Source organism: Streptomyces sp. NPDC048504 (assembly GCF_043200035.1).
In the GTDB taxonomy this organism is placed as follows: Bacteria; Actinomycetota; Actinomycetes; order Streptomycetales; family Streptomycetaceae; genus Streptomyces.
The window spans coordinates 485,388-493,178 of the sequence record NZ_JBICXA010000004.1 but is presented as its reverse complement, the minus strand read 5'-3'; the positions used below and the strand labels follow the sequence as shown (position 1 = coordinate 493,178).

The window sequence follows — 7,791 nt, the reverse complement described above, 5'->3', positions numbered from 1 at the left end:
GACCTGACCGAACCGCACTCACCCACCCGACCGCATTCAGAGAGGCAAGGAACCCCCGACATGAGCAACCCGTTCGAGAACCCCGAAGGCGTCTACTCCGTCCTCGTCAACGACGAGGGCCAGCACAGCCTTTGGCCCGATTTCGTGGACGTACCGGCGGGCTGGACGGTCGCGTACGGACCGGCCGCGCGGCAGGAGTGCCTCGACCACATCGAGGCCAACTGGACGGACATGAGGCCGAAGAGCCTGGTCGAGGCCGACGGGGGCTGAGCACACGAAAGGGGGGCGGGTCCGAAGTACCTCGGACCCGCCCCCCCTTTCACGTTCCCGTGGTTCAGGACGCCGGCTGCTCCACCTTCGTCGACGTCTTGCCGTCCACCGCCGCCGCGAGCTGCGGCACCATGCGGTCCAGGACGTAGGGGATGCTCAACACGGTGGACAGGGATACCGCGTTGCCGTAGTCGCTGGTCTCCTTGATGAAGACCTCGCGGCCCTGCTTGACCACGTTCAGGTCGCCGTAGATCTTGTCGCTGTGCAGCTTGGTGACGGCCGTGGTGGTGTCCGGCACGATCCAAACGGCGACTTTCTGGTCGAGGAGGTCGTAGCGCTCCTTGCTGATGTTCGCGCCGAACGTGTCACCGATGACCTTGTCGAGGTCCTTCGGGAGCGAGAAGCCCAGGTCCGAGAGGAGGCGGGAGCGCGGGTCCTGGCTGCCGTAGACGAACACGCCCTCGTACGGGGTCGCCATGACGGCCGACGCCCCGGCGAAGCCGGGGTTGGCCTTCTTGGCCGCCGCGAACCTGGCCTCGACGCCCGACACCAGGGTCTTGGCCTCGGCGGCCTTGCCCATCGCCTTGCCGATCTCCTCGGTCTGCTGCTGCCACGGCACGCCGTAGTCGTTGTACTGCTTGGGCTGGGCGACGACCGGTGCGAACTGCGACAGGCTCTGGTACTGCGCCTTCGTCAGACCCGAGTAGACCGCGAGGATCAGATCCGGCTTCAGGGCGGCGATCTTCTCCACCTGAGGACCGGTACCGGTGTCCTTGAGGACGGTCGGCGCCGCCGCGCTGCCCAACTTGTCCTTCGCCCAAGGGCCGATCGCGCCCTTGTAGCCGCCGAGCCACTCGGTCGTGCCGACCGGCACCGTGCCCAGGGCTAGGACCGCGTCCTGGTCGGTGAGACCGACGGTGACGATGCGCTTGGGCTCGGACTTGATCGTCGTACTGCCGAACTTGTGGGCGATCGTCACGGGGAACGCGTCCGCGGAGGCCTTCGCCCCCGAGCCCGACGTGTTCGAACTGGACGACGTGGAGCCGGAGTCGGAGGAACCGCAGCCGACCGCCGTGACGGCCAGCAGGAGTACGGAGGCGAGCAGGCCGGACAGCCGTGAAGCTCTGGTGGCGCGGGGCATCGGATGATCCTTCTGTTCGTCGCGGTGGGGTCGGCGGGGGGTGACAGGTCTCAGCGGGCTAATGGGCGTCGGAGGCTGCCTCGGCGGAGCGGCTGTCGGACCAGGCGTGCCACAGGGCGGCGTACTGGCCCTGGGCGGTGAGGAGTTCGTCATGCGTGCCGTTCTCCACGACCCGGCCGTCGCTCAGGACGATCACCCGGTCCGCGGAGGCGGCCTGGCTGAGCCGGTGCGCCACGACCAGCGCGGTACGGCCGCGCAGCGCCTGCTCGGCGGCCTCGTCGAGCTGCCGCGCACCCGAACTGCCCGCCTCCGCCGTGGCTTCGTCGAGTACCACGACCGGTGGATCGGCCAACAGGAGCCGGGCGAGGGCGAGTTGCTGCGCACGGTCGGCGGTCAGCCGATGACCACCGTCACCGACGACGGTGTCCAGCCCCTCCGGCAACGCCTCGACCCAGCCGAGCGCGCCCACGGTTTCGAGCGCCTCCCGGAGTTCCTCGACGTGCGCGTCCGGCCGGGCCAGCCGCAGATCCTCGGCGAGCGGCCCGGCGAAGACATGCACCTCCTGTGTGACGAGCCCGACCAGCTGACCGGCCTCGTCCGGCTCGGCACCGCCGACGTCGATCCGGCCCGACTCCGGGCGGTGCAGCCCCGCGACCAGCTTGGCCAGCGTCGTCTTGCCCGCACCGGTCGTACCGACCAGCGCGACCCGCTCCTTCGGCCGTATCTCCAGGTCCACGTCGTGCAGCACCGGGCGGCCCGGCACATACGCGTGGGAGACACCGGTCAGCGTCACGGACGGGGGACCGGCAGCGGTCGTACGGTCGTCCGCGCGGTCGGCGACCACGGGCGCGGGCTCGTCCACCACACCAACGAGCCGTGCCAGTCCGGCCGTTGCGGACTGGGCGTCGCCCAGCAGCACCAGCGCGGTGTTCACCGGGCTGAAGAGACTGTGGAAGTACAGCGCGGCCGCGGTGGCCGTACCGACCGACGCCGACCCGTCGCGCACCAGCAGGAACCCGGTGACCAGGACGGCGGACAGCCCCAGGTACTCGGCGATGTGCAGCCGGCTGTAGAACCGGAGCATCAACTGCACGCCGCTCATGGTCAGTTCGACCGCCGAGCGCGAGCGTTCGGTGACCCGCCGGGTGTGGCCCTTCTGCAGCCGGTACGCCCGTACGGTCCGCGCCCCGCCGATGGTGTCCAGCAACTGCTGCTGCTGCGTCCCGGTGGCGATGCGCTCCTTGGCGTACAGGGGAACGGCGTTGCGCACATACCAGCGGGCGGTGTGCGCCTGCACCGGCACGGCGATCAGCGCCGCGATGAGGAACCGCCAGTCCAGCAGGGCGAGCGCGCCCAGCGTCAGCACGATCGACAGCGCGGACCGCGCCAGCTCGGGCAGCGCCCCGCGCACGGCGTCCGCGACCCGCGAAACGTCGCGCGTGACACGGGCGTTGAGGTCACCGGACCCGGCCTTCTCCACCCGGTCGAGGGGGAGCGACAGGGCACGCTCGACGAACAGTTCGCGCAGCCGCGCGAGCGCGGTCTCGCCGAGCCGCGACACGAGGGACATACCGAGCGCGGTGGTCACGCCCTGGACCAGGGCGACCCCGGCCAGCGCGACCACCGGGAAGGTGAGCGCGTCGGGGGAGCGGTGCTCGGTGACGACGTCGACGATATGGCCCAGCAGCGGCTGGGTGAGCAGTCCGACGGCCGTGGCGAGCACCATCAGCCCGAATCCTGCGGCGGCCAAACCCCGCTGGGGGCGTAGGAGTTCACGTACTGCGGCGCGAGTGCGGGCTGGGGTGGCGGTCGGGAGGAGGGTGCGGGCGGGGTCGGACTGGTCGGGGTTCGATGGGTCGGCCGGCGTCCGCTCGGCACGCGGCTGTCCGGCGTCGACCGGTTCGGCGTGCGTCAGCCCGGCACCCACCTGCTCGGCGTCCACCCGCTCCGCGTCTGTCCCTCGCGCGTCCACCCGTCCGGCCCCCGCGCTCTCAGCTCCCGTCGTCATGCCAGCACCGCCGTCCGGTAGGTCGCGTCGGTTCGTACGAGGTCCGCGTGGGTGCCCTGGGCGCCGACGCGGCCGGCGTCGAGGAGGATCACGTGGTCGGTGACGGCGAGCAGGGCGGGGCTGTTGGTCACCACGATCGTGGTGCGGCCCTGCCGGAACTCCCGCAGGCCGCCGGCGATACGGGCCTCGGTCACCGTGTCGACAGCGGTGGTCGGATCGTGCACGACCAGAACGGGCGGCTCGGCACGCAACGCCCTTGCCAGCAACACGCGTTGGCGCTGACCGCCGGACAGAGAGCGCCCGCCCTCACCGACACCGGTCGCGGCGCCGCGCGGCAGGGAGCCGGCGACTTCGTCGGCGCGGGCGGCGGCCATGGCACGCTCGGTGAGGAGATCGGCCTCTCCGCTGTGAGAGCCGTCTTCCGGTGTCACGTTCGCCGCCAACGAGCCCTCGAACAGCGCCGCGTCATGCGCGGCGACCAGCACAGCGGCCCGAAGTCCCGCCGGATCAAGCCGAGTCAGCGGCACGCCGTCCAGCTCGACGGACCCCGCCTCCGGATCGGTCTCCCGCCCCAGGCACCGCAACAGCGCCTCCGCGCCGGCCGGGTCCGTCACCGCGATGCCGGTCAACTGCCCGGCGGGCAGGTCGAGATCGACACCGTCGAGCCCACCGAGCCGTACGCCACGCAGGCGCAGTTCCCCGCGAACGGGCTCGGCGACCGGGTCGACGCCGTCGACCACGGCGTGCCCGGTGGCGAGCACCTCGGCGACGCGGGCGGCCGAGGCACGGCCCTGCGCCAGCTCGGCGTTGACCCAGGCGAACGTCTCCAACGGCCCCAGCAGGAACAGCGCGAGCCCCACCGCCGACACCAACTGCCCCAGAGTCAGCGACCCGTTGAGCGCCAGCCCGCCGCCCACGAGAGCGATGAGCGCGATGAACCCACCGGTGAGCGCGAGCACGAGCCCGGTCTGCCAGGACTCGGCACGCGCCGAACGCAGCGTGGCGGCAAGGGAGATGCGACTCGTCCGGCGATACCGCTCGACGGCGGCGTCCTGCGCACCGAGCCCCTTCAGCACCCGCAGCCCGGCCACCAGGTCGGCGGCCACGCCCGACGCATGCGCGGCCTTGTCCTGCTCGGCCTCGCTGCGCCGCTCCAACGGCTTGCTCAGCAGATGCCCCAGCCACAGCAGAACGGGCGTACCCAGCAGCACGATCAGCCCGAGCGTCACGGACGTCAGCAGCAGCGCGACCGCGCTCACAGCGACACCCGAGACGGCCCAAGTCCCGGCCATCAGCGCCATGTTGACCGCGCCGACCCGCTTGGCGTCCTCGGTGGCGACGTTGGCCAGTTCCCCGGGCAGCCGTCCCTCCTCGGCACCGCCACGGGCGTCGAGCACCCGCCCCACGATCGCCAACCGCAGCGTGTGCGCGGCCTCTTCGGCACCGCGCTCACCGGCTTTCGCACCCAGCCGGAAACTCCACGACAGCGTCACGTACATGACGGCGAGTACGCCGAGCCAGAGCGCCAGACGTCCGGCGTCCTGACCGGCGACAGCCTGGTCGATGACGACACCGATGAGCACCGGCACCAGGGCTTCCCCCAGTTGGTGCACGCTTCCGAGCGCCGAGCCGAGTGCGACGCGCCGTGTCTGTCCCTTGACCGAGCGCGTCAGGACGTCCCGCCCCGACAGTTCCCCTGCTCCCACCAGCCACCCTCCGGAAACCGGCCAACTTAGGCAAGGCTACCTTAAGTGAATCTCGGGTAGGTGATGCCCTTTCGGTCCGCCTGGGACGTAACGGAGCGGTTTCGATGCGGTCGTCCGAGGGGCGTCGGCGTGTGACGCCGGGCGGTAGGCTTCCCTGAGTGCGCCCTTTGTTCGGCTTGTTCGGCGCACGCCGGCAAGACAGACAGTCCGCGCATTCAGGAGGACCGGCGTTGCACGTCCAGGAATGGCTCGACTCGGTTCCGGCGGTGGCCGTCTACGCCCTGGTGGCACTCGTCATCGGGGTGGAGAGCTTGGGCATCCCGCTGCCGGGTGAGATCGTCCTGGTCTCCGCGGCCCTGCTCTCCTCCCAGCACTCGGGCATCAACCCGATCGTCCTGGGCGCCTGCGCGAGCCTGGGCGCGGTGATCGGCGACTCCATCGGCTACGCGATCGGCCGCAAGGGCGGACGCCCCCTGCTCGCCTGGCTCGCGAACAAGTTCCCGAGACACTTCAGCGAAGGCCATGTGGCCACCGCGGAACGGTCCTTCGAGAAGTGGGGCATGTGGGCCGTCTTCTTCGGCCGCTTCATCGCCCTCCTCCGCATCTTCGCCGGCCCCCTCGCAGGCGTACTCCGCATGCCCTACTGGAAGTTCCTGATCGCCAACCTCCTCGGCGGAGTCATCTGGGCCGGCGGCACCACAGCGGTCGTCTACTACGTAGGAATCGTCGCCGAGGACTGGCTCAAGCGCTTCTCCTACTTCGGCCTGGCGGCAGCGGTACTGGTCGGCCTGGCCTCCATGCTGATGGTGCGCCGCAAGGCGCAAAAGATGACGGCCGAGAAGAACGAGCCCGAGCCAGTAACCGCCGGCGAGTAACGAAGGGGCGCGAGGCTGTGCTCAATATGCGGCTCCGCCGCGTGGTCGCGACCAGCCACGGACGACGGAAAGCCGCCCGACGACCTACTCGTGCACCCCACGATGCGCCTTGGCCAACTCCGCGTACATGGTCCCGTTGAGGCTCAACCCCTCCCGCTCCTCACCGCTCAGCCCGCGCCGCACCTTCGCAGGCACCCCGGCGACCAGTGAACCCGGCGGCACAACCATCCCCTGCGGCACCAACGCCTGAGCCGCAACAAGCGAACCCGCCCCGATCACCGCCCCGTTGAGCACCGTAGCCCCCATCCCGATCAGGCAGTCGTCCTCAACGGTCGCCCCATGCACAACGGCGTTGTGCCCAACGGAGACCCGCTCCCCGACACTGACCGGAAACCCCGGATCGGCATGGAGCGTGCAGTTGTCCTGGATGTTGCTGCTCGCGCCCACCGAGATCCGCTCGACGTCACCGCGCAACACCGCCCCGTACCAGACACTCGCCCCCGCGGACAGCGTCACATCCCCGATCACGGACGCCGTAGGAGCCACAAAGGCCTCCCCATCGACCTTCGGCTCCCGCCCACCAATACCCACGATCAACGCCCTGTGCGTCATAAGAACCTCCCAGCCGTCGAAGACACCCGCACGGTACGACATCGGTGGGGCGAAGATCACAGCGGCCGGACCTCATGGGTGCGGCTCACGCTGAGTACGGTGGCCGGGTGCCCAACCGCAAGAACACGTTCTCAAAATGGCGGAGCCACCTCGTGCAGCGCGCCGTCCACGCGGGCTGGGCCTGGGTGCAGCGCACGGGGTCGGTGACGGCCGAGAACCCCGGCCGCTTCCGGTTCGGCTCGATCGGCGAAGCCACCCGGCTCGCCTTCCCCCTGGGCACGGTCTTCGGCGAACCCTGGATCCACCTCGGCTCCCACTGCATCGTCGGCGAACAGGTCACGCTCACGGCGGGCCTGATGCCGGACCTCGACCTCGGCCCCGACCCGATCCTGCGCCTCGGCGACGGCGTGGTCCTCGGCCGCGGCAGCCACGTGATCGCCGACACGACGGTCACCATCGGCAGCGACTGCTACTTCGGGCCGTACGTCTACGTCACGTCCACGAACCATTCCTACGACGACCCGCACGAGCCCATCGGCAAACAGTGGCCGCGCATGGAGGCCGTCGAGATCGGCCCCGGCTGCTGGGTCGGCACCGGCGCGGTGATCCTGCCGGGTGCGCGGATCGGCCGGAACGTGGTGGTGGCGGCCGGTGCGGTGGTCCGCGGCACGGTGCCCGACCACGCGGTGGTGGCGGGGGCGCCCGCACGGGTCGTACGCCGCTGGACGCCGACGGAGGGCTGGCAGCCGCCGCTCCGGACCCCGGCGCCGGTGCCGATCCCCGCGGATGTGACCCCGGATCAGCTCCGGGCACTCGCGGGCCTGGACGAGGCGAGCGCGGCCCGGCTGGCCGAACTGGACGAGAACGTGATCGCCCACCTCGCGGAGCTGGACGCGGAGGCCTGAGCGGCACGCGTGTCGAGGTGTGATCCGGCATGCGAGTTGAGGCCTGATCCGACACGGGTGCCGAAGCTCGACCCGGCATTCATGCCGAGGCCCGACCTGGCACTCATCCCGAGACGAGCCCAGCGCTCGACGTCTTCGGCACCCCAGCTGGCAGCCGGCGCCTGTCGGCTGTGCGCCGAGGCGTGATCCGGTGCTCATGCCGAGGCCTGACCTGGCATTCACGCCGAGACGAGCCCAGCGCTCGACGTCTTCGGCACCGCAGCTGGCAGCCGGC

Annotated in this window: 7 protein-coding genes; 3 read left to right on the top strand and 4 right to left on the bottom strand. The window is 70.7% G+C overall.

The features are described 5' to 3' along the window. Positions 1–60: 60 nt before the first annotated feature. Positions 61–270, top strand: coding sequence for an MbtH family protein (locus tag ACGFY9_RS13140; RefSeq protein WP_393753798.1), 210 nt, complete (start codon positions 61–63; stop codon positions 268–270). Positions 271–334: 64 nt separating this feature from the next. On the opposite strand, the gene ACGFY9_RS13135 is transcribed toward ACGFY9_RS13140, so the two are convergent. The 3 genes from ACGFY9_RS13135 to ACGFY9_RS13125 are packed head-to-tail and all read right to left on the bottom strand — an operon-like array spanning position 335 to position 5,125. Further along, positions 335–1,411 (bottom strand): iron-siderophore ABC transporter substrate-binding protein, encoded by a 1,077-nt coding sequence (locus ACGFY9_RS13135; RefSeq protein ID WP_393753797.1) that lies wholly within the window; start codon positions 1,409–1,411, stop codon positions 335–337. 58 nt (positions 1,412–1,469) lie between these two features. Next, complete coding sequence (locus ACGFY9_RS13130) at positions 1,470–3,419, bottom strand: ABC transporter ATP-binding protein (RefSeq protein WP_393753796.1); 1,950 nt, start codon at positions 3,417–3,419, stop codon at positions 1,470–1,472. Continuing rightward, a complete protein-coding gene (locus ACGFY9_RS13125) occupies positions 3,416–5,125 on the bottom strand; it encodes an ABC transporter ATP-binding protein (RefSeq protein ID WP_393753795.1) in 1,710 nt (569 codons plus the stop codon). Before ACGFY9_RS13125 ends, ACGFY9_RS13130 begins: the two co-directional genes overlap by 4 nt. Before the next feature lie 230 nt (positions 5,126–5,355). On the opposite strand from ACGFY9_RS13125, the gene ACGFY9_RS13120 reads away from it, so the two are divergent. After that, positions 5,356–6,000 (top strand): DedA family protein, encoded by a 645-nt coding sequence (locus ACGFY9_RS13120; RefSeq protein WP_393753794.1) that lies wholly within the window; start codon positions 5,356–5,358, stop codon positions 5,998–6,000. An 84-nt stretch (positions 6,001–6,084) separates the two neighbouring features. On the opposite strand, the gene ACGFY9_RS13115 is transcribed toward ACGFY9_RS13120, so the two are convergent. Then, positions 6,085–6,612: a gamma carbonic anhydrase family protein gene (locus ACGFY9_RS13115; protein ID WP_393753890.1), complete on the bottom strand. Its 528-nt coding sequence runs from the start codon at positions 6,610–6,612 to the stop codon at positions 6,085–6,087. Between the two features lie 107 nt (positions 6,613–6,719). Between ACGFY9_RS13115 and ACGFY9_RS13110 the strand changes: the two genes are divergently transcribed. After that, positions 6,720–7,517: an acyltransferase gene (locus ACGFY9_RS13110; RefSeq protein WP_393753793.1), complete on the top strand. Its 798-nt coding sequence runs from the start codon at positions 6,720–6,722 to the stop codon at positions 7,515–7,517. Positions 7,518–7,791 lie beyond the last annotated feature (274 nt).

Excerpts from the sequence above, each read along its gene's own strand:
- ACGFY9_RS13140 (WP_393753798.1), top strand. The coding sequence starts at position 61 with ATGAGCAACCCGTTCGAGAACCCCGAAGGCGTCTACTCCGTCCTCGTC.
- ACGFY9_RS13135 (WP_393753797.1), bottom strand. The coding sequence starts at position 1,411 with ATGCCCCGCGCCACCAGAGCTTCACGGCTGTCCGGCCTGCTCGCCTCC.
- ACGFY9_RS13130 (WP_393753796.1), bottom strand. The coding sequence starts at position 3,419 with ATGACGACGGGAGCTGAGAGCGCGGGGGCCGGACGGGTGGACGCGCGA.
- ACGFY9_RS13115 (WP_393753890.1), bottom strand. The coding sequence starts at position 6,612 with ATGACGCACAGGGCGTTGATCGTGGGTATTGGTGGGCGGGAGCCGAAG.